This is a genomic window from Alphaproteobacteria bacterium HT1-32, from assembly GCA_009649675.1.
Taxonomy (GTDB): domain Bacteria; phylum Pseudomonadota; class Alphaproteobacteria; order Rhodospirillales; family HT1-32; genus HT1-32.
In genome coordinates this window covers 16,201-36,998 of record WJPL01000004.1, presented here as the reverse complement: position 1 = coordinate 36,998, position 20,798 = coordinate 16,201, and the positions used below count along the sequence as shown (strand labels likewise).

Below are 20,798 nucleotides of genomic sequence, written 5' to 3'. Positions count from 1 at the left end.
ATCACCGAATGGCAACTCGTGAGACTTTTTTTGCCCGGGAAAATGATGACGCCGAACTAGAAAACCTGAATTCTGTCTTCTGGCAGTCCATTGTAAGTCATATTGACGATGATTATGGCACTGGGACAAATATAGGAACCATTGTTGATATAGGCTGTCATCGAGGTGGATTTTTATATCGTGCAGCGATGCATTGGCAGTGTGACCATGTATTTGGTATCGAGCCACTTGTCGTGCCACGACAGATGGCCGTTTCCAGACTGGAAGCTGCCGGTATCCCAGCGACAGTCCTCCACCCTGAATTTTGGAATGTAATACCGAAACATTCAGCGGACATCATCACCTGTCAGGAAGTGCTTTATCTAATTGAGGATCTAGACGAACTGTTCGGGCATATCGCACGAGTATTGCGCCCTCGCCGGAGAGCTTATTTCACACTTGGCTGCCACACAGAAAACCCATTATGGCCAGACTGGCGATCAAGACTAATCAATATGGGACAAAGGGTGTTTGATCATGCACCGCTATACATAATGCAACGGGCAGAAGCAGCTGGAATGCGCACCGCTGTCAGGCCACTTCGGCGCGACGGTTGGATCATCCACAGCCCAAGCACGACAACATTTCCGGTTCCGAGCATTCACACGCTTTGCGAACATCAGTACCGCCACAAACTGCTGTTCCGCTTTGATGCTCCCAAATGAGTTGGAAGCCTGAAAATGTAATTTTCAGTTCGGATGTCGTGAACAAGGTTCTGACAGAAACGATCAGTAAGCAAAACCTTGAAGCCTTCGAATATAGTATCCTAAAGGGAATACATCTCACCTTAGAAGACTGCTGCGCATGGCAAGAATTCTCACGATCAGTTCGGGCCATATATCAGCGTTATGATTGCGTTGTTATCAGTGGTCTTCATCCTGAAGGAGATGGCCGCAGCCTCATTGCTGCCATGAGCATTCTGGGGAAATGCTTTCTATCCTATGGTGATGATCAAATTGTAAAATATCTTGCGATGAGTCCCTGGTCACGGGACCTTGCTCGCAGAGGTGATGAAGGTTTCTTCCATACCGATCTAAACGCCAGCCCCTCACCGCCCGCGCTGACTGGTATTCAGTGCATCACACCCGACCCCGGAGCCCCTCAGTTTGGCCATAACCGTATAGCCAGAATTGATGATATCCTCGAACAGCTGGGGAAAGATCGGGCACATGCGGCGCTCTATTTTCTAACCAACGAAGAAGTGGCGATGGCAAACGACCGGTCTGCGGGTCTCTGGCAGGGACGTCTTTACGATAACGGTATTCTGAGATTTCACCCAGAAACGATCCGTACTGCGTGCGACAGGCGAGGTCTACCAGCACCGGATATGATATTGAAAGCTATCCAGAGGGCGGCAACTAAAGTGTCTGAGCCACTAAGCCTGAAACAAGGAGATATTCTATTGTTCTCCAACCACCGCACCATGCATTACAGAAGTGAATGTTCAGTCAAATTCAATCATTTCCCTATGGATTTCGAAGCACGTAAAGTTCACATCCTTCATTCTCGGAATGAGCGAGAACATGTCACAGTTTGACTTTCTGAAAGTTATTGGTGCAGATGCCAACAATCTCCGCGACATAGATTGTCATTTTCCCTTATTGGGAATGACAGCAATCGTAGGTGTCAGCGGATCCGGAAAAAGTTCTCTGCTTCACGATGTCATCGCAGCTGAAACTGTCCGACGAAACGAACTGTTTCATGGGATACGAAACAGAAAAAAAGAAGAACCCCTCGTTCGTGCATTTGTCGGAGCAACACCGGCCATGCTGTATGTAGGGCAACGTCCGTTTCGAAGTTCCTCGCGAACTACAATTGGCACAGCGACAGGGATTCTGGGCGACATACGCCAGCTGTTTTTATCTGAAGGAAAGCCGGTAACTGAAACAGGATTATCTGTTCCTGCCCCAAGTCCTGAGTCCTATGCCGAGTGGCTGGCCACACAATATCGCGGCAAGGCAACTATTTGGACGGTGCCAGTACGCTGGGTAAAATCAGATGGTAAACGGGCTGCAGCATCACTGGTAGCTGCAGGCATTCACACCGGCATCCTCAGGAGTGAAACTGACAATCCTGAAATCCACAAAGAGGGGCGCAGAGTCGACCTGATAAATTGGCAGCCGCTCCCCGAAAACCAACTCTATTCCCTGGAAGCTGAAGTAGGTTCTGTTGATATCAACGGGCCCAAGGATCGACTTTCAGCAGAAAAACTACTTACGAAGGCCTGGGATATAAGTGACGATGACGTCATTGTTGAACTACACGACGCCAAGGATGGCCTGGCTGCAGGAGCGATGGGTAACCAGCTTGATGGCGGAAAGCATTACGTTCATCCGGATTACAGGACCTTGTTCCGGTCTCCTGACCTGCATTTGCTGTCATTCAATGCACCCGAACATAACGACAGTGGCGCATGCCCGAAATGCAAGGGTATCGGCTGGCTTCTCGATATTGATCACGACAGGCTGATCCCGTCTCCAGACAAAGGAATGCACGATGGCGCAATCGCCCTCTGGACCCCAAAAAACTATAAATATCTGAATATACAGCATGAACTGATTGAAGGTTTGCGCGGATACTGCGGTTTTAATCCCGAAACTAAATGGCGGGACTTAGAGCAATCTGCACGTGATATGATCCTTAATGGTACCGGGGAAGACCTTATCCAGGGTCTGGATTTACGCACTGGCAAAAAGCAAGGCGCTCCCCGAAAGTTCGAGGGTTTCAGACAAGCGATACTTCGTCGGGCCGAAACGCCAGGCGGTGCCGCGAAACTGGCTCATTTCGTCACTGAGGGACCCTGCCCGGTATGTAGCGGCTCTCGATGGTCCGCTCCCGCCGCTGCACTGCAGGCTGCCGGACGGCGGCTACCACAGTGGCTTGCCTTGCCGATGAACCAATTGGCAGTTGCCTGCAAGGATGCGGCCGGCCAGGCACTCACCAGCGAAGGTCGACAGGCACTTGATCGGTTAGCCAATAGGGCAAAAATGCTCAGCAGTCTTGGGCTTGGACACCTCTCAGCTGAACGGGGCATGCTCACAGTTAGTGATGGAGAATCGCGTCGTCTGCAAATAGGTGCCGTAATGGCCGCTTCAGCCGGGCGCTTGCTCCTGCTTTTAGACGAGCCTGCGCGCGGACTGCACGAAAAGGACCTCGGTCCGATGGTTTCAATATTGAAAGAATTGTCGCAAAGACATTGCGTCCTGTTGAACGAGCACCGAAGACAGATTGTTGCTGCTGCCGACCAGGTGCTGACGCTAGGCCCCGGAGCAGGTCCAGACGGCGGTTCCATCATATCCTCTGTCAACAACCCAACAGATTCTGATGTTCCATTAAATGCCGGTTCAGATGTTGGTACAAGGGGATGGCTGAACATAAAGGGCGCATCCATACACAATATTCTTGATCAGGATGTCAATTTACCAAAGGGCTCACTGACCGCCATTGTCGGGGTCTCAGGCTCTGGAAAGTCGAGTTTCGCAAGAGGCATTCTCATACCGGCTTTAGCCGCACTTCATCCGTCATCCGGTGATACCCAGTCTCTGGAAGATAGCCTGAAAGGAAGCTGGGCCTCCTTTGCCGGACATAATGGAATACAAAAGCTGCATGTACTCCATCAACGGGTTCCGCCCCGAAACCGACGTAGCCTTGTTGGTACTATGACCGGCTGCATGGACATTCTCGTAAAGTCTTTTGCCGGCACAAAAGCATCGCAAAAGGCATCATTGAGGCCAAAAGACTATAGCCTGAATGGTGGCTCAGGCCGCTGCCCTGTCTGTCTGGGAATAGGGACCAGCGAGCAGAATGAGCATGCGCCCTGCCCCGGTTGCGGAGGATTGCGCTACGGCGTTGCGGCACTGGTTACAAGGGTAGGCGGACTCACAATTTCCGAAACACTGAATCTGGCTGTTTCTGACCTGAGAAGAGCCTGGGAGAAATCAGACTCAGGTGAGCTGCTGAAATCCATTGGTCCGCTGCTGGCCACCATGGAAGAATTAGGCCTCGGTCATGTTGCCCTTGGTCGGCGCGTTGACAGTCTGAGCGGAGGTGAAATTCAACGTGTACGCGTTGCTCAAATCCTGGCGGGAGCTGACACGCTGGAAGGGCACTTTTTCTTTCTCGATGAACCTGCTGCCGGACTGCATCGACAGGATTCGGATCGTTTGATGCATGTCTTACGCCGTATGGTTGACAAGGGCCGAAACACGGTCGTCATCGTTGAACATAATCTAGATGTTCTGAGGGCAGTAGATTGGATGGTTGAATTCGGCCCGGGCGCAGGACCATCCGGCGGAAACGTTATTGCCAAGGGATCGCCGGCAACCCTGGCTGGTATGGACACCCCAACCGGACAGGCTTTGAAAAACGGATCGTTTGCGCCAGCTAAGCAGACGTCAATGCTGGGCCTGCTGCCAGTCAGAGAAGAAAAGACGACACTGGATCACATAGTCAGCGGTGACGTGGATGGAGATATCGAAAAACAACCTGCCTCGAACGAGCCAATACGGACCAATCGTCGACTGTGGGAAATTGGCGATCTCAATCTTGAGGTAGGAAAGCTGTTACTGGATGGCTGCGACAAGCATGTTGCAGACAAATCCGCGGAGTTTCTGAAAACATGGCAGAAACTCCCGGGTTGCAGGCTGACAATCAATCCAGCGCTTGTTGAAATGCGAATATGGGGCTCAACCCTGCCCCACAGTTCTGCCAAGACTCTGCTAAATCGTGTGAAGCAGATGGGTCTTACGTTACGCGGTACCGCGGACTTCAGCATATCAACCATCAGCAAGAGTCCAGATTTGTTGCGTGCCGACCTAGAAGCTCCGGATCAGACAGCCCCCCTCCGGAAAGCAGCACTCGCGTACAGCCTTGCAATTGGCGGCGGTTTTGTCGAACTCACGAATGAAAAAGATGAAGTTCAGGCGACCCTTTCGACAATCCCGCATGATATTACAAATGGGCTGATCACATCATCCGTCCTGACGCTGGAGCAGCTGGACAGACATCGTCCCGAGGGAAGTTGCCCGGCCTGCAAGGGGCAGGGAAGCATCTCAGCAACGGCACTCAAGCTCGTGGTACAGTCCAGAAATATCGTTTCTCTTGAGAATCCCAAAGACATCCTGACACCAGAAGCCCTCGCACTTCTGAAAGGCATCTGGCGTAGCGAGGCCAGGCCATTCTTCCGCCGAATGGACGAGGAAGGCCTCAACGATCCGGATCGCTTGCTCGACTATCTTCTCTACGGTTTCTGGCACCGGCCAGGACACGGAACGTTTCTGAAAAAACCGAAAGACGATCCGAAGGAAGTTGGGTCATGGTTACGATGGGATGGCCTGTTCCCTCACCTCTGGAGAGAGCTTTCACGTAGTCAGAACAAAGAGTGGGTCAGCTCCGTTGAGAGAAATCAGTACCCGATAAATTGTCCGACCTGCGATAGATCCGGACATGGGATCACCGCGCAACTGCTGAAGTTACAGGGACGGTCATTTGCCGCATGGGCGACAAACGGAACGGTTCCGGAACTGCGCAAGGCACTTGAAGACTTTCCAGTCCCCCGGCATAGACAGGGGGCGACCCGCTCCCGCATTCTGGCCTGTCTGCCACTTGATGGAAAACTGAATGCCCCTGCAGCGGAATATCCGGATACGGTCACAATTGTTTATAATACTTTCGTTGCAGGAAATTCCGTGTGACCGATACCCGTTTTCGATTGTTCGAGGACTTGGCATCCCGCTACGATCTGCATACACCTCACCATCACTATGAGGACGATCATAGCTTCGTTCTGGACAGCTTTCGTAGCTCCGGGCATCAGCGAATACTTGATATCGGGTGCGGCACCGGCGTCTTCCTCCGGAAAGCACTCGATGAAGGTTTTGATGCCGCGGGAATTGATGCCGCCCAGGGAATGGTGAACGAAGCCATGACCAAGGCCGGATCGGACCGGGCAAAGCTCCAGGCTATGGAAGACCTTGATGCAGACAGCCTCTATGATGGTATCTGTGCACTTTCCTGGGTAATCAATTACGCTACAGATGTAGAATCTGCCCGGGATATTCTGGTGCGCTGCCGCAATGCTCTGAAGCCCGGGGGTAAACTGCTTCTGCAAACCGCACATGCCCCCAACATGGACGGCTTGGTACTGGAAGACCGGGAAACCGGTCCATCAGATATATCAGAGGATATCGTTTTCCTGTTCCAGTTTCACGCAACCGGAGTCGCTTCTGCGAACGCGCGATATGTTTATGCTGCGAAATCCATCGGTGAACTGGTCTGGGAAGAACATCCGCTGAATGTGGCTAATGCAGAACTTCTGGCTGGTTTATGTTCCGAGGCCGGCTTCCACGATATCAGCATCTACGGATCCTACCAACGGGAGCCCCTTGGAAACTCCATCAGCCCCTGGATTGAAGCATCGGTCCCTGCATGAGCGACGTCGATCTCAGGCTTTGGGAGCAGGACGGATTTCTCATCTTACCCGGTTTCATTGAAGAGGAAGCGGCGCAACGGCTTCGCAACAGGGCAAAAGGCCTTGTGGACGCATTCGAGCCAATTGGCACGCCCGTCCATCTCCAGAGCCCCGAATACGAGGCTTACCTGCTCGATGCCGGAGATGATATACGGTTCTTTCTGGAGCCTGATGCCGTTTCAGAAAACGGCGAATTGCTGAGAAACAAACATCAGGCCATCGGCAAGGTCGGCCGCGCCCTGCATGACCTTGACCCGGTTTTCGACAGCTTCTCGCGAACGCAGAACCTCGCCTGTCTGGTGCGGGGCCTCGGATGCCGGACACCCCTGCTGTTGCAGTCACAATATATCTTCAAACAACCAGGGTTAGGGCAGGCCTTTCCGATCCACCAGGACGCAACCTACATGGTCTCCGAGCCGCCCAGCGTCATTGCGCTGTGGTTCGCACTGGAAGATGCGGATGAAGAAAATGCCTGCCTCCACGTACTACCCGGCGGACATAAGGGGCCACTGCGCGCCCGGTTTCGCCGTGACAACGCCGGGGGAAACCATGGTGTCGAGACAATCGACAAAGAACCATACCCGCCAGAGAGTTTCATCCCGCTTCCGGTACAACGAAACAGCCTGATCGTGATGAACGGATTGCTTCCTCATTTCAGCGGAACCAATCACTCCAGCCGAAGCCGCCAGTCCTACATCCTCCATATCATCGACGGGGATTGCCACTATCCCACCGACAACTGGCTCCGGCGCGGGGAAAACCTGCCAATGAGAGGGTTTTAGCGGTTAATTGAACGTGCAGGTCTACTTATGACTTTGGACGGACCACCCCTGAGACGTAAGCAATCAACAAGCCTGAAAACAACCAACCAAAAATAATTTGGATCACGACAACCAACCAAACAAAAGTAAAGGTACCAGCCGACGTGACAGGGGACCAAGATTTTTCTTGAGATAAATCCACCAAAGGCAAGAACACATCCAAGGAATATAAAAACGGACTAAATGAAGGATATTCTTTTCTTGGATAAGTTGGGGAATTTTTCAGATCACAAGGTCTTTTACAATTGTAGTTTTGAAAATAAAACACCTTTTCTAATAAATTGAGATTAGCATTACTTGGTACAAAATCATCCCAAGATGCTATTTTCTCATTATATATCAGTGGATTGGATGGAAAAAAACTTCCTTTGTGATAACCCCAACCATATGCGCAGGCGGGAATGAGGACAGAAATAAAAGCTGCACGCAGCAATAGCCTCATACTTCTACCATAGCCAAGCAGATGCATAACGAATAAATTTGCTAATATATGAAAATAATTATATTTATTTTTATTATGGTACTTTAGCTTTAAAGAATAAAAAAGATTTTTCTTTTCTATTTTATACAAATCATCGAATCTACCTTTTGAAACAAGAACAGAAATTATTTGATAATAAACTTGTGGATTGTAGTTCTTTTGTTTTTTTATTTTAAATATGCTGTGTTTTTCATCTTCATAATCATGTTCAGCATCAGAATTCCTGAGCGTATCCACCCATTTGAATAAATTTTCCTTATCAGCACTATCTCGGCCAGAAATACTCACGATATCATCATATAAACACCCGTTCAGCTGTGGTAACATCCCTTCGTCACAGGATTTTTCCCAACTCTGAAAATCAATTGACAGACGACCTATTCTCGCATGCGTCAGATCTAATTGATGACAGAAACCCTCCGCCTCCCATTCTTCTGAAACAATGAAATCAGTATCTTGATCAGGTTCTGGCGCAACTTCTTCATCGATCGTAGTGCGCCCACTTTCATCGGCGCGCCCACCAAACTGAAAAACCCCCTTAATTTCAGCAGAACTGAGATTTACACCATAAACCGTAACTTTCTCACCAAGAGTGAAAGAGGTTGCTATACGAACTCCCTCTCCATCAATAGCCGGCTCTCTGGGCCTCACCTTGTTTACAATTTTACTCCCGCCGCTCACGCTGAACAGTCCAATTTCAGCACTAAAAAGGTTTAACTTTCCATAGAATTCAGATGTTTCACGAACAAAAAGAAATCCATCAACCTTTCCGTTTGTCAGGTCAACAGCAGGCACGTCCGGCTCATCAGGATGAATTTTCGCACTTTGAAATTCAAGATGTCCGCCAATAACCGAGGACGTCAAATCAACACCACCAAAAATCATAGTGAGTTTTTTTGTATGTTTTTTATTGTTTTGTTTAGCATCTATAGTTCGAAGTGAAATTCCACTTTCGGCACGCACCATGTTGGCATCAATCGCAAATCCCTTGGCGAAATCTTTCCCATCATCTTTCTGAATGGTTCCAATCTCACTTCCATCTACAACGATCCGCCCTTTCACATGAGCAGCCCGCAAGACCAATCCCTGTTGAAGTTTACAATCTATAACTTCAACATCACCCTCAACTCTTGCCACATCAGCTTCAACAATTTTGTCAAATACACAGTCCTTGAACTTCAACCTTCCCAAGTTTGTGTATCTTAGGTCCAGGCGTCCTTTAAACTTACAGTTTTCAAACCGGAGGTATCCTGGAAAATTCAAATGCTCCAAATGAAGGGTGCTGCTGAAGGTCCCACCGTTAAAGCGAATATCCAGTCTCTTCTTATTTGCACCCTTTTCTTTCAAAATCGCACGAACAATGGCTGAGGCTGGAATACAAAATCGCTTTTTCTGCACTACTTCATATTTATTTAATAAATTTGGCAAATTTACGAAATCAAACTCTACAACATTTGAGTTTTTACGTTTATTTTCCTGTGAATTATTTCGGATTTTTTCTAGAATTGCATCCCAATGTTCATTCGAATCTAATTCAGCCATCTGACAGCCTCTATAGCCTGTTAATCTCAGACATTTCCGCACTCAGAGAGGGGGTCACTCCAAGCATCCTCTTAATAGTATATATTGATCTTCTAACTTATCGAGAAAGTTTTAAGACACAATGTCATCTCAAGAGAGGAACGGAATGACCACACAAACGACCGTACAGTAGTTGCATCTTTTATGCTGCCAAACTTCTGATTCGACATACAATCTATTGATAGCCGGTCCTGGGAGGTTACCAAAACCTGGTCATCTGCAATGAATGAGAATTTCGCGGCCAGACACCCGTCAAAACCCTCACATCTGTCGTCGCGGGCAATGCGTCGTAGATTGAGTGGATCGCAGGGTGATGAACGAACATCCTATGATCGCAATCAATTATCCTGAGTCTGCAACGCACTGGAGATCGCTGTTCTTATTCCCGATGTCACCCGTTTTATACCGATTGCCCGGGCAATCTTCTCGGCATCGCCGGAGAGCGATAAAGTTTCATTGATTGCCTGGATTTCTTCCGGACAGATATGCTCAGTTTTCTGGAGATCAGTGTCTCGGTTCAGGTGGCGGGCCGGGGAAAGACGGGTCTTTACCGTTCCCTTACGCCAGAAAAAGATGGCCTTGCCGTAAGAGGTGCGACCACGGCGACGTTTCGCAAGTTCGATCACTCTGTGCTGAATTTGATTGCCAGCGCGCTGAAAAGCGTGATGACGCGCTATCCGCCGGACCAGCATGTCTGCATGTATCGGCCCTTCGCAATCAATGACATGATCAATCATAGCAATCAGACGCGCATCATAGGATTCATCATAGAACTGCTCCGCCGACGGCCCGAACACCTGACCAGAAAGATCAGCATATTCATACTGATTTCCGCTAAGAGTATCATTATTCTCCAAGGGTAATGATGCCTGCTTCGAGAGACGGATCTGATCTTCTGCCACCCCGGAACCAGCCGGATAACTGGCCACCCTGTAGGCGACCCCATCTTCACCAGCGGGTTCTGCAGATTCATCACTAGCCTCAGATTCCGGTTCTGGGTCGCACAGATCGCCATCATCTTCACTACTGACCCGTGCTTTCTCAGCCTGCGCTTCCAAAGCCGCGGCCGTCGCCGCTTCTTCAACTGCCCGTCGTTCCCGTTCAGCGCTCAGATGCTCGGTAAGTTTCAAATCCAGTTCATCCAGTGACTTCAGCCGGTTTGTCCACCAGTCCGTCGACCATAACCGGAACAGGGTCCAGCCCAGATTCTCCAGTTGTCCCTGACGGATCTTGTCTCTTTCCCGTGCATAGGCGGAGCTGTGATACATCGCACCATCACACTCCACCCCCGCCAGATATCGGCCTGGTGCATCCGGATCAACCACGCCCAGATCAATCCGGTAAGCCGAGACGCCAATCTGCGGATGCACCTGCCAGCCCTTGTCCCGCAGGCCCCGGGCAACAGCTGTCTCCAGCGGAGATTCAAAATCGCCAACTGACCCGAACACCGCTTCTCCAAGGGCCGCTTTCCCGCGCTCGGCATATTCCAGGAAATGCTTGAGGTCAGCGACAGCACGGGCCTGACTGCGGGAGAGGTCAATCATCTCCGGCCTGATGATTGCATAGACGATCATTTCCTGACGGGCCCGCGTCAGGGCGACATTCAGCCGTCGCTCGCCACCTTGTCTGTTGAGCGGACCAAAATTCATCGTCACATGACCGCTTTGATCCGGGCCATAGGTCACACTGAACAGAATAACGTCGCGTTCATCCCCCTGCACGGTTTCAAGGTTCTTTACAAAGACAGGTTCCAGAACAGATTCCGGGTTGAAATATTTTTCAATGGAAGGGTGCCTGGCGCGCACTTCGTCGAGCAGGTTTTCTATGAGATTCTGCTGTTCGGAATTGAAGGTCACGACACCGATTGACGGGGTACTTCTTGTCAAATCATTGCTGGTCAGTCGTTCTACTACCTCGGCAACAATGGTTTTCGCCTCTCCTTCATTATGCCGGGCTTTTCCACGGGCATAGAAACCGTCCGGGCGAACCAGGCTGACACCGTGATCGGTCACTGCGGGGGCCGGAAAGGTAATCAGACTGTTGTCATAATAGCGGGAGTTTGAAAAGGCGATCAGACTTTCCCGGCGGGATCTGTAATGCAAATTCAGCGTACGCATCGGAATGCTGGCACCGATCATCTCATCGAGGATACTTTCCAGATCACCCTCCACATCAACATCACCATCCGGGTCATCGTCCGACCTGCTGAAGAAATTTGACGGCGGCATCTGTTTCGGATCGCCGGCAACAATTACCTGAGACCCGCGAGCGATTGAACCGATGGCATCCCAAACTGTGATCTGTGAAGCCTCGTCAAAAATCACGACATCAAAAGTTTTCTGTTCCGGTGGCAGATACTGGGCGACAGAGAGTGGCGACATCATGAAACAGGGAGCCAGGGTCGTAAGCACTTCCGGCGCCTCCGAGATCAACTGGCGGACCGGCTTCAATTTCCGCTTTTTCTGCAACTCCCTCCTTAACAATCCCCATTGCGATGTTTTCCTGACATTATCCTGCTGCGGTAACTCACCGGAGAGCTTTGCTGCGATGTAATCTGCTGTCAGCTTTTGAAATCTTGTATCAGTTTCACAGAACCGCTCGATATCTGCCATATGTTCGGCAGTCGAGAAATCGCGCAAAACAGAGTCTTCGCCAATAACTGCCGACGACCACCAGGTGCAGTAAGCTGCCTCAAACGTCTTTACTATTTCGTCAGCTGGTATCCGAGCCTTCTCAACGCCCTGAACCAGAGCAGCGAGATCGGCGTCCATGGCTTCATTGCGCCGCCGTCGCCAGGCACACCAGTCACGAAGATCATTTCGCCGCCCTTCAATCATATCAGCTGTTTCCTGAATTCTGCTGATATCTTCCCCACCAACAGCAAAGGACGCGCGAACTTCTCCACCTGCGTTACTTTCGAACTCACGACAGCCGAGTTCAAACTGCTCGAATGTATCAATGAATACCCTTGCAGCCCGTCCAACCGGAGCATCAGAAGAGAGCAGATCATTACCGTCGCACAGTAAAATCCGTATCCTGTTTCTTATCTCAACCATTGCCGCAGGGTCATCAGCCAGGCGACCGATCGCGCTCCGCGCCCGTTCCCCGAGTTGTCTGAGGTCATCAACCTGCCCGGGTTCGGTGCCATGAGCTGACCAGTTCCGGAGGCCTGCCAGCACCCCATCAAGACGATCCAGAGCTTCACCTTCCTGCCGCAACCGGACAAGCGCTTGAGCATCGGGACCAGGCTCGGGGCGACCTTTCGCACCACCGGAACGCAGCTGTTTGATAATCTTGCGCCGGGCAAAGAACCGCTTCGGCCACCATGTGTTTTCTGCTTCCATCCACTGCCGGGCAACCTCCTGCCCATCAAGCTTACGCCAGGCAAAGGGTTCGTAGGGACAAATCAGTTCATCTGCTGCCTGCCGATAGGCCGCCAGCCTCTCTGATGCCTCTGCTAACGCCTCAATTCTGTCCGGACCATCTGGCTCAAGCGCAAAGTGGGTTTCCTTCCGGTACGAATCAATCAGGATCCGGGCGAGGTCAGCAACAGCATCAATTCGGGCCAGAGACCGGTCTGCTAATCTAACACCTGCCGCATCACATAGTGAATCACAGGCCCGATCGAGAGCGGTGACGGCCGCCGACAAAGCTGCCGCACAATCAGCCACCCGCCCCTCCCAGTCAGGCGACCAGTTGCCGGCTTCAACCAAATGAAAGGGACTGGCAGAAACGTCTCCGATCGCCTTTGCCTGTATCTCAAGACGCCCAACTGTCTCCCGCATTCCTGTCAGAAATGCCTCATCATGATGGTCCGCCGATGGCCAGGACAGACGAACACGGTTCGCAATTTCCTCGTCGCGAACCTTCACACCAATCGCTTGATGAGCAGTCAATCCGTTCCGTCGCACCAGATGAAGACGATCAACAACAAGGTTGAGCCGGTCCCGTAATTCTCTCAGTCGTTCAGCTTCAGATTCCCATTCGGTCGCATCCCTTTCTGATATGCCTTCCCAGGCTTGACGAAGCCTCCCGAGAACGTCGACCTTGCGCGCCCTGTTGGAATGAAGTTCCAGACAAAACCGGCCAAGCCCGGCGTCATCCAGCCGACGATATACAACTTCGAGAGCAGCCGTCTTTTCTGAAATGAAAAGAACGGTCTTTCCGGTCCCCAGCATATGGGCAATCAGATTTGCAATAGTCTGGCTTTTGCCTGTACCCGGTGGTCCGATAATCACAAAATTTTTCCCCCGCGCCGCAGTCGCGATTGCTGCAATCTGGGAAGAATCCGCCGGTAACGGTGTCAGAAGGTCTGACGGTTTGTACTGACGGTCGATTTCTCTGGCTTCAACAAATCCGATCTCGCTGGGATAGGCGTCACGCGGTGTATCAAGCAGATGCCGCACGACAGTATTTTCACGTAACACATCGGTACGATCGACAAGGTCTTTCCACATCAGATATTTGGCAAATGAGAACTGTCCGAGAACAACTTCTTCAACAACCTCGAACCCGGGCGCATCTTTCACAGCCAACCGGACGGTATCCCATACCCGCTTCACATCGATACCGCTATGATCTTCCGGTAACGTACCATCCAGCCCCTTGATGTTTATTGAGAAGTCCTTCCTTAACATTTCAAGAAGCGTGGTGTTAAACCTCGGTTCATCGTCATGCGACATCAATTTGATGCCACTGCGGACTGATTTCCGCTCAAGCGTTACCGGCAACAGGATAAGTGGAGCACGAAGCCGGCGCTCATCCTTGATATCCCGCTTCCAGATCAGAAATCCGAGCGCCAGGTAAAGAGTATTTGCTCCACCCTCCTGCAGCGCGGCACGTGATTTACGAAAGATATCAACGGCCCGCTTCGACAACTCCTCCTCATTGAGGTCAACCAGAACCTGATTCCGCTCCAGCGCGTCTCTGGCATATTCCTCGGTTATTATTTCACCTGTTCGCTGCTTATGAAGTTCCTGATCCTGCTCATCGGAAGTCGGTTTTGGTACCACACGTATTTCTATCCGCCCGCCTGCAGCAATTTTGTCCTCCAGTAATCCTGGAGAGGGGCAAATCAGGCGCAAACTGCTCTTTGATGATCGATGATTCAGAAGACGATTGTTCAGAGTGAGATCAAGCAACCTTCGCTGCCAGTTCTCCAATCGCCCTTTAGGAGTTTCCGGCAGATCTTCCTCAGGTTTCCCTGTGTCGAACGATGGCAATGCCGGAGCTTTTTCGAGCCCGTGTTCAACAATAGTGGCCAGATTTTTTTCACCATCATCAGACTGAGTAGTCTTCAACCCAAGTGGCGTAATACGGTGGGCACGCGCTCTTTGAATATCGATAGCGATCCCGAATTCATCATCCAGATCAGGATGTATCTTTTCACGTGCCAGACTGATCGCTTTCGAAAATGGGGGAGCCGGATGATTGGTAATACAAGTTGTCTCAATCAAGACCAACTCGTCGAGGTCAGCTCTTTTTCGTAAAGTTTCGGCTTCGTCGGCAACAATTGACGATAGCCCCTCAGGCTGTAGCCAGACCCCGACAAAAGCATGACCCTTAGTTGTCACAATCACTGGATTAAGGCCGGCCTGCTCAAATGCCGCAGCAAAGAGCACTGATGTATCGAGACAAGTTGCAACGCCACCTTCAAGTACCTGACCGGGCAATCTGATCTTCTGGCCATTCTTCTCGAAACTTGCGGGCGGATTAACGTAACTCAAGCCGAGCCCTGAAATAGCAGAATACACTGATGCAGCGATTTCCCAGACGCGCTCACGTTTGCCTGAGCGATAACCGTCAATTGCGTCAGGCCTTCCTGCCTGTCGGAGAACCTTGCTGGCACCATGAAGCAACCGGTCAACCGCCGGATCATTCGGCGTGACAAATGATGCGAGAAGCTCGGGCATATAGGCTGCCCCGCCCCATTCGTTGTAAGCGAGCAATTCAACCGGTTTGACGATTTCAAAAAGAACCGTTTCGTCCTTCTCAACTGTAAATTTTGCCGTACCTGATACAGATTCTGAGAGATTGAGAAGTAATCCACCGTCAAGGGAGAGTTCACGATCGCGGACCATCAGCGAGCCATCAGGTTCAATGCGATCAATCTGCCAGACGCGCTCCTTGAAGAAAGGCGGATCGGCCTGCAGGCGAAGTACGACTTCTTCCAGCCTTTCTGTCGGACTCAGATTCAGAACTCGCAGTGACCTGAGAACCGAGAACGAACTTTGATGGGCGGCAAAGTTTAACTTTGCGGCAATTTCTGTCTCAATTTCAACAAGGCTTTCAGGTTTTTCGTCCATAACAATTCCCTCCCCGGAGGATCGTTATGGATTAACGGTATTGTTGCAAGACAGAACAAAAAAACCCTTGATCATAGAATATGATACTTCCGGGTAGATGTGAACTGGCGCGGCCTATTGATCAGCCACGTTAAGCCATGATTACAACTCCACGATTGAGCAGAAGGTGGAATTGAGCACGAAGCACCAACCATTCAAATATGTGCTCAGGGTTGAGATTCAATCATAGCCAGAATGCAACGAGGACGGCGATAGCTATTGCGGACAGGAAGTTTCTGGCCAACTTGTCGTAACGTGTGTGGACGCGCGGGAAGTCCTTGATGCGGCAGAAGGCATTTTCGATGAAATGGCGGTCCCGGTAGCGTCGTTTGTCCTAGACGGTTTTGTGCTTCCGGTTGATACGCCCCGGAATGACCGGGACGATGCCGTTGCGGCCCAGATTTGCCCGGATAGCATTGGCGTCATAGCCCTTGTCAGCCTGCAGATAGCGCGCAGCCTAGAGTTTGTTGAATAAGGATGCTGCTGCGGTACTGTCCGCGACATTCCCGGGCTCAGTTCAAAGGCGAAGGGACGGCCTATGGTGTCGGTGAGCGCGCGGACTTTAGTCGTCTGACCACCCCGTGAAAGCCCGATCGCCTGCGCCTTGCTCCCCTTTTCCATCGTGCGCGGAGCGATGAGCTTTCACGCAGGTGCTATCAATGCCGCTTGACGCTGGCACAGCGCCGGTTGTCGCCAGGGTCTCCGTCAGGTCCGTCCAGAATCGTCGGCGTGACCAGCGATTGAAGCGATTGTAGACCGTAGTCGATGGGCCATACTCGCCAGGACAGTCACATCATCGGCAGCCTGTCTTAAGAACATGGATGATCCCGGAGATCACCCGGAGATCACCCGGAGATCATCAACACGACGCGCACCCCGCTGGTTCTTCGGCAGGTCAGTTTAATCACCGCCCATTGCGCATTATTAAGCCAGAAAAGCCGAGCCATCCCAATCTCCCGAAGTGAAACACACCATCGTCCATCTCTTTCAATGGGAAACAAAACCTAACTTTCAAACGATGCAAATCACGGGACAAGGTAATCTGCAGTACATTGAATCTAAACCGGTCTGCCTGCATCCGAGTAATGAAAGAAGAAATTCCAAGCAGCCCCACCCTTATTCACGCTCCCAACTTCCGGACGTAAAAAAGCCGCTGACCTGTTGAGGTAGCGGTGTAAGAATTTGGTTGCGGGGGTAGGATTTGAACCTACGACCTTCAGGTTATGAGTTAGCTTATCCTACCTACGCTCACACCCTCCATGCTCCGCAGAACAACGCTATTCCGCTGATTATATGCGGTTTATTGGAATGCTTTCTACGCTGCAAGACTCTTAACAACCTTGCAATTCGCTGTCTCCTGCTTCCATATTGCTTCCAGAGTGGAGTTGGAAGCATGCCAAAGATCACTAAACGCACTGTCGATGGATTGAAGCCGAAGGAAACGGATTACTTCGTTTGGGATGACACCCTCCCCGGCTTTGGCGTTCGCGTTATGACGACCGGACGCAAGACCTATATCATCCAGTATCGCGATACTGCCGGAAGAACGCGGCGCAAGCGGCTGGGGAGGCACGGAACGATAACGCCGGACGAAGCCCGGACCGATGCCCGGAACATGCTCTCTGATGCTGCAAGGGGCGGCAATCCGGCAGAAGAAACGCGGCGCTATAAATCGTCGCCGACCGTGAGCGAACTTTGCGAACGGTTCATGTCTGAATATGTCCCGGCGCGTTGCAAGCAATCGACCGAGAAAGAGTATCGCCGCAATGTTGATCTGTTCATTATCCCGGCACTCGGACGCATGAAGGTTACGGACGTAACCCGGTCTCATATTTCTGAGTTGCATCATGCGCACCGGGATAAACCCTATCAGGCCAACCGTACACTTGGCGTCCTCTCCGTCATGTTCAATCAGGCAGAGGTTTGGGGCTTGCGGGAAGACGGCACTAATCCCTGCCTGCACGTAAGGAAGTACGAAGAGAAGAAACGGGAACGGTATCTGTCGTCTGACGAACTCGGACGGCTTGGCGATACGTTACGGGAACTGGAATTGACCGGCACCGAAAGCCAGGCTGCTATAAATGCCTTACGGCTTTTGATCCTTACGGGATGCAGGCTCGGAGAAATCCAGACGCTCAAATGGGAATACGTAAGGGGCAACATCATCTATCTGCCGGATTCAAAGACCGGCGCGAAGCGTGTCTATCTCGGCAAGGGTGCCTTGGAGGTTCTGGCAGGCATCGAACAGATAGACGGAAACCCTTACGTGATAACCGGGATCAAACCCGGCAGTCACCTGACGGATATGCAAAAGCCGTGGCGTCGTATCCGTAAAGAAGCGGGTCTAGAAGATGTCCGTATCCATGACTTACGGCATACATTTGCGTCCAGTGCGGTTGGCTTGGGTGAAAGCCTGCCTATGATCGGTAAGTTGCTCGGACATACTCAACAGCAGACGACACAGCGTTACGCTCATCTGGCAGACGATCCTATGCAGGCTTCCGCTGACAGAGTATCGAGCGAACTAGGTAGATTGTTAGGTCCGTAAATGTCTTAATACCGCATCAGTTGCGCTAAAATGCGGGAAAGCTATGACAAAGGGCCGAACTATCCGGATGTTCCTAGTGGATGGAAATCCCACGGGGATGATCACCGCTGAAATAATGAACTGGACGGGGCATGTTTTAGCAGCACCACGAACAAAACTTGCCGAACTGATTCAAAGAAATGAGGCAACTCGCACAGGTGTCTATTTCCTAACAAATCTCTCTCCTGATAACGGGACTAAGCCAGAAATCTATATCGGTGAAAGTGATAATGTTGCCAAGCGGCTTACGCAGCACAACAAATCTGAGGAAAAGGGAGGCAAGGATTTTTGGGACCGAGCATTGATCGTTACCAGCAAAGATCAGAACCTTACGAAAGCCCATGCGCGTTTTCTTGAAAGCCGCCTAATAGGCATCGCTAACGATGTCTCGCGAGCGAAACTGCAGAATGGGAATGCACCGGAATATGGATATTTACCGGAGGCCGATGTTGCTGACATGGAGTTTTTCATCGAGCAAATCAGAATAGTCCTACCTGTACTAGGTCTCGATTTTCTTCGCAGAAAGCCGCGTACTAGCCTGCAAGAAACACCTGGCGTATCGACTGGCGATGACACGCGAATATCAACAGCCCCCCAACAAACTGAAGTTTTATACGAAATAATAAGCAAAAAACATTCAATACATGCCGAAGCTAGCGAAATAGACGGCGATTTTATTGTACTCTCCGGATCATCAGTCCGTAACAGAGATCATATAGACGTCGAAAGCAGGCCGCGTTATTGGAAATTGCTCACCCAACTCAAAGAAGATGGGATTATCCAAGAAGTACAAAACGAAATGCGATTCATGCAAGACTATGCATTCTCAAGTCCCAGTGCAGCGGCTGACCTTATCCTCGGCATTTCAGCAAATGGCCGGAAAACTTGGAAGGTGAAAGGTACCGAAAAAACATATGCCGATTATCAGGAAGATCAGGTTGCTGCTGTCGAGAAGCTGATACCTGAGGAATGATTAATTTCGATGACTATTACTTTTTGCTTCATGCTTATGACGTACTAGGTCGTCACCTCTATGGGGACGGATGGGATGGCACCGAATACAAACAGGATTCTGTTCCTTCTCCCTCTGAGGTGGATGAAAAACGAAAACCGCACATTGAATCAATTCAACTGATTGAACCCCGGCTAAATGAGATAGCGAAAGCAATCTCCAAAGAAGTAAGAGCCGAGGCAATTCATAAACTGAAAACAGAAGAAGCTGATCTTCTCGCGCGTAGGGGGCAGCATCAATCCACATTCACGAATACTGGCAACCAGGAGCGAGCCATCAGCACCGGTATGACCGCTACATACGAGGACAAACAGCGGAAGAACATCTACTTGCTGGCATGAAGAATAATGCCTTTCCGGCGCACTACAATGGCTCACAAGTGATCGAATGGGACTATTGGGAACGTCAGCCGGGATGCCGTTTCGTGTTTAGTCTTTCCCTGCTTAAAGCAGGTGATCGCGTCTCAGGAAAGCGCTGGGGGTATGTAACGATTGAACGAAAAAAGTTCCATGAATGGCTAAAGACAATAGAGCCAATCAGGGGCATCGGGATTGAAGAATATTCTGCAGAGGAGAAGTTTGCGACATTCCTAAGGAAAGAAGTTGCAGCAGGCCCAAAAAAGAAAACCGTCCATTGGTATCTGGACTACGCCCTAAACGAGTTCGGACTGGGGCCAAGGCCAGCCAGGCGAATATGGGAGCAAACCACTCCGGCAGCATGGAGAAAGGGTGGAAGGCCGAAAAAACCATAACACTCTAACATTATGCCGTTATGGTTTATTCAATACCAAGATAACTCACTGTTTTGTAACCACAAAAACCATAACGACGCAGTGCAAATAACGTTATGATTTAATTTTATTATAACGTCTATTTCCCCCTTTCAGCATCTGTCATCTGTTTCCGCACTTCAACGGTAACAGGAGTTTTCAGTGACAGTACATCAAGACAATATCTCAACCATAAACCAAGATCGGTTAATCAACGAACAGGAAGCAGCCCGCTTTCTGGGTTATACTGATCGAGCCCTTCAGAACTGGCGATTACGCGGAGGCGGACCGGCCTTCGTGAAAGTATCGAAACGGTCTATCAGATATCGTGTCGGCGATCTTCTTGACTGGATCAGTGCGAAAACAATTCGCACGACATCAGAGTACCAGTCATGACTCTTTTAGTTTTGCCCAGGCGGGGTTCGCCGCGCCGCTTGGGTTTTTGGGGGCGGAGCCGGGAGTGTGTAGCCTGTACCAACAGGCAGGGCTTCCGGCTTTCCTTCCACCTGGAGACCTGGCGCGCATCGCGCCAGGTCGGCCAGACCATGCAGCTTCCTATATATGTATATATAGAAACGGGCCCTGCCCCAGTCATTCGCGGCATTTTCTATATATACATATATAGGAAGCTGCACCCTCGGCCACCCTACCTACCCTACGTAGGGAAAAAGCAGATTGGCAGTACCTACGTATAC

At 50.7% G+C, this 20,798-nt stretch carries 12 protein-coding genes and 1 pseudogene; 10 read left to right on the top strand and 3 right to left on the bottom strand.

Annotation, left to right across the window (positions count from 1 at the left end; translation table 11 throughout):
• Window positions 1-8 precede the first annotated feature (8 nt).
• Genes GH722_19440 through GH722_19420 form a run of 5 tightly spaced genes read left to right on the top strand, consistent with a single transcriptional unit; the run spans window position 9 to window position 7,290 of the window.
• Window positions 9-704: a methyltransferase domain-containing protein gene (locus GH722_19440; protein ID MRG73937.1), complete on the top strand. Its 696-nt coding sequence runs from the start codon at window positions 9-11 to the stop codon at window positions 702-704.
• Window positions 701-1,576, top strand: a complete 876-nt coding sequence (locus tag GH722_19435; protein ID MRG73936.1) for a hypothetical protein — start codon at window positions 701-703, stop codon at window positions 1,574-1,576. The genes GH722_19440 and GH722_19435 overlap by 4 nt, the downstream gene beginning before the upstream one ends.
• Window positions 1,551-5,732 carry an ATP-binding cassette domain-containing protein gene (locus tag GH722_19430; protein ID MRG73935.1) on the top strand — a complete coding sequence of 1,394 codons (4,182 nt, stop codon included), beginning with the start codon at window positions 1,551-1,553 and terminating at the stop codon, window positions 5,730-5,732. The genes GH722_19435 and GH722_19430 overlap by 26 nt, the downstream gene beginning before the upstream one ends.
• On the top strand, window positions 5,729-6,469 hold the full coding sequence (locus GH722_19425; protein ID MRG73934.1) for a methyltransferase domain-containing protein: 741 nt from the start codon (window positions 5,729-5,731) through the stop codon (window positions 6,467-6,469). The genes GH722_19430 and GH722_19425 overlap by 4 nt, the downstream gene beginning before the upstream one ends.
• Window positions 6,466-7,290 carry a phytanoyl-CoA dioxygenase family protein gene (locus tag GH722_19420; protein MRG73933.1) on the top strand — a complete coding sequence of 275 codons (825 nt, stop codon included), beginning with the start codon at window positions 6,466-6,468 and terminating at the stop codon, window positions 7,288-7,290. Before GH722_19425 ends, GH722_19420 begins: the two co-directional genes overlap by 4 nt.
• 25 nt (window positions 7,291-7,315) lie before the next feature.
• Here the strand turns inward: GH722_19420 and GH722_19415 are convergent, their stop codons facing one another.
• The 3 genes and pseudogenes from GH722_19415 to GH722_19405 form a co-directional block, all read right to left on the bottom strand.
• Window positions 7,316-9,352 (bottom strand): hypothetical protein, encoded by a 2,037-nt coding sequence (locus GH722_19415; GenBank protein ID MRG73932.1) that lies wholly within the window; start codon window positions 9,350-9,352, stop codon window positions 7,316-7,318.
• Between the two features lie 377 nt (window positions 9,353-9,729).
• Window positions 9,730-15,696, bottom strand: coding sequence for a DUF3320 domain-containing protein (locus tag GH722_19410; protein MRG73931.1), 5,967 nt, complete (start codon window positions 15,694-15,696; stop codon window positions 9,730-9,732).
• A 223-nt stretch (window positions 15,697-15,919) separates the two neighbouring features.
• Window positions 15,920-16,682 (bottom strand): annotated as a pseudogene (locus GH722_19405) (IS5 family transposase).
• A 446-nt stretch (window positions 16,683-17,128) separates the two neighbouring features.
• Between GH722_19405 and GH722_19400 the strand changes: the two are divergent.
• The 5 genes from GH722_19400 to GH722_19380 all read left to right on the top strand — a co-directional run bounded on the left by GH722_19400 (window position 17,129) and on the right by GH722_19380 (window position 20,499).
• Complete coding sequence (locus GH722_19400; protein MRG73930.1) at window positions 17,129-18,283, top strand: tyrosine-type recombinase/integrase; 1,155 nt, start codon at window positions 17,129-17,131, stop codon at window positions 18,281-18,283.
• A 43-nt stretch (window positions 18,284-18,326) separates the two neighbouring features.
• Window positions 18,327-19,295, top strand: a complete 969-nt coding sequence (locus GH722_19395; GenBank protein MRG73929.1) for a DUF4357 domain-containing protein — start codon at window positions 18,327-18,329, stop codon at window positions 19,293-19,295.
• Window positions 19,292-19,675 (top strand): hypothetical protein, encoded by a 384-nt coding sequence (locus GH722_19390; protein MRG73928.1) that lies wholly within the window; start codon window positions 19,292-19,294, stop codon window positions 19,673-19,675. The genes GH722_19395 and GH722_19390 overlap by 4 nt, the downstream gene beginning before the upstream one ends.
• Complete coding sequence (locus tag GH722_19385; protein MRG73927.1) at window positions 19,672-20,085, top strand: hypothetical protein; 414 nt, start codon at window positions 19,672-19,674, stop codon at window positions 20,083-20,085. The genes GH722_19390 and GH722_19385 overlap by 4 nt, the downstream gene beginning before the upstream one ends.
• A 201-nt stretch (window positions 20,086-20,286) precedes the next feature.
• Window positions 20,287-20,499, top strand: a complete 213-nt coding sequence (locus GH722_19380) for a helix-turn-helix domain-containing protein (protein MRG73926.1) — start codon at window positions 20,287-20,289, stop codon at window positions 20,497-20,499.
• The last annotated feature ends 299 nt before the right edge of the window (window positions 20,500-20,798 follow it).

Bases quoted from the DNA above. Each gene is read 5' to 3' on its own strand.
- GH722_19440 (MRG73937.1), top strand. From the start codon at position 9: ATGGCAACTCGTGAGACTTTTTTTGCCCGGGAAAATGATGACGCCGAA.
- GH722_19435 (MRG73936.1), top strand. From the start codon at position 701: ATGAGTTGGAAGCCTGAAAATGTAATTTTCAGTTCGGATGTCGTGAAC.
- GH722_19430 (MRG73935.1), top strand. From the start codon at position 1,551: ATGAGCGAGAACATGTCACAGTTTGACTTTCTGAAAGTTATTGGTGCA.
- GH722_19420 (MRG73933.1), top strand. From the start codon at position 6,466: ATGAGCGACGTCGATCTCAGGCTTTGGGAGCAGGACGGATTTCTCATC.
- GH722_19415 (MRG73932.1), bottom strand. From the start codon at position 9,352: ATGGCTGAATTAGATTCGAATGAACATTGGGATGCAATTCTAGAAAAA.
- GH722_19410 (MRG73931.1), bottom strand. From the start codon at position 15,696: ATGGACGAAAAACCTGAAAGCCTTGTTGAAATTGAGACAGAAATTGCC.
- GH722_19400 (MRG73930.1), top strand. From the start codon at position 17,129: ATGCCAAAGATCACTAAACGCACTGTCGATGGATTGAAGCCGAAGGAA.
- GH722_19395 (MRG73929.1), top strand. From the start codon at position 18,327: ATGACAAAGGGCCGAACTATCCGGATGTTCCTAGTGGATGGAAATCCC.
- GH722_19390 (MRG73928.1), top strand. From the start codon at position 19,292: ATGATTAATTTCGATGACTATTACTTTTTGCTTCATGCTTATGACGTA.
- GH722_19385 (MRG73927.1), top strand. From the start codon at position 19,672: ATGAAGAATAATGCCTTTCCGGCGCACTACAATGGCTCACAAGTGATC.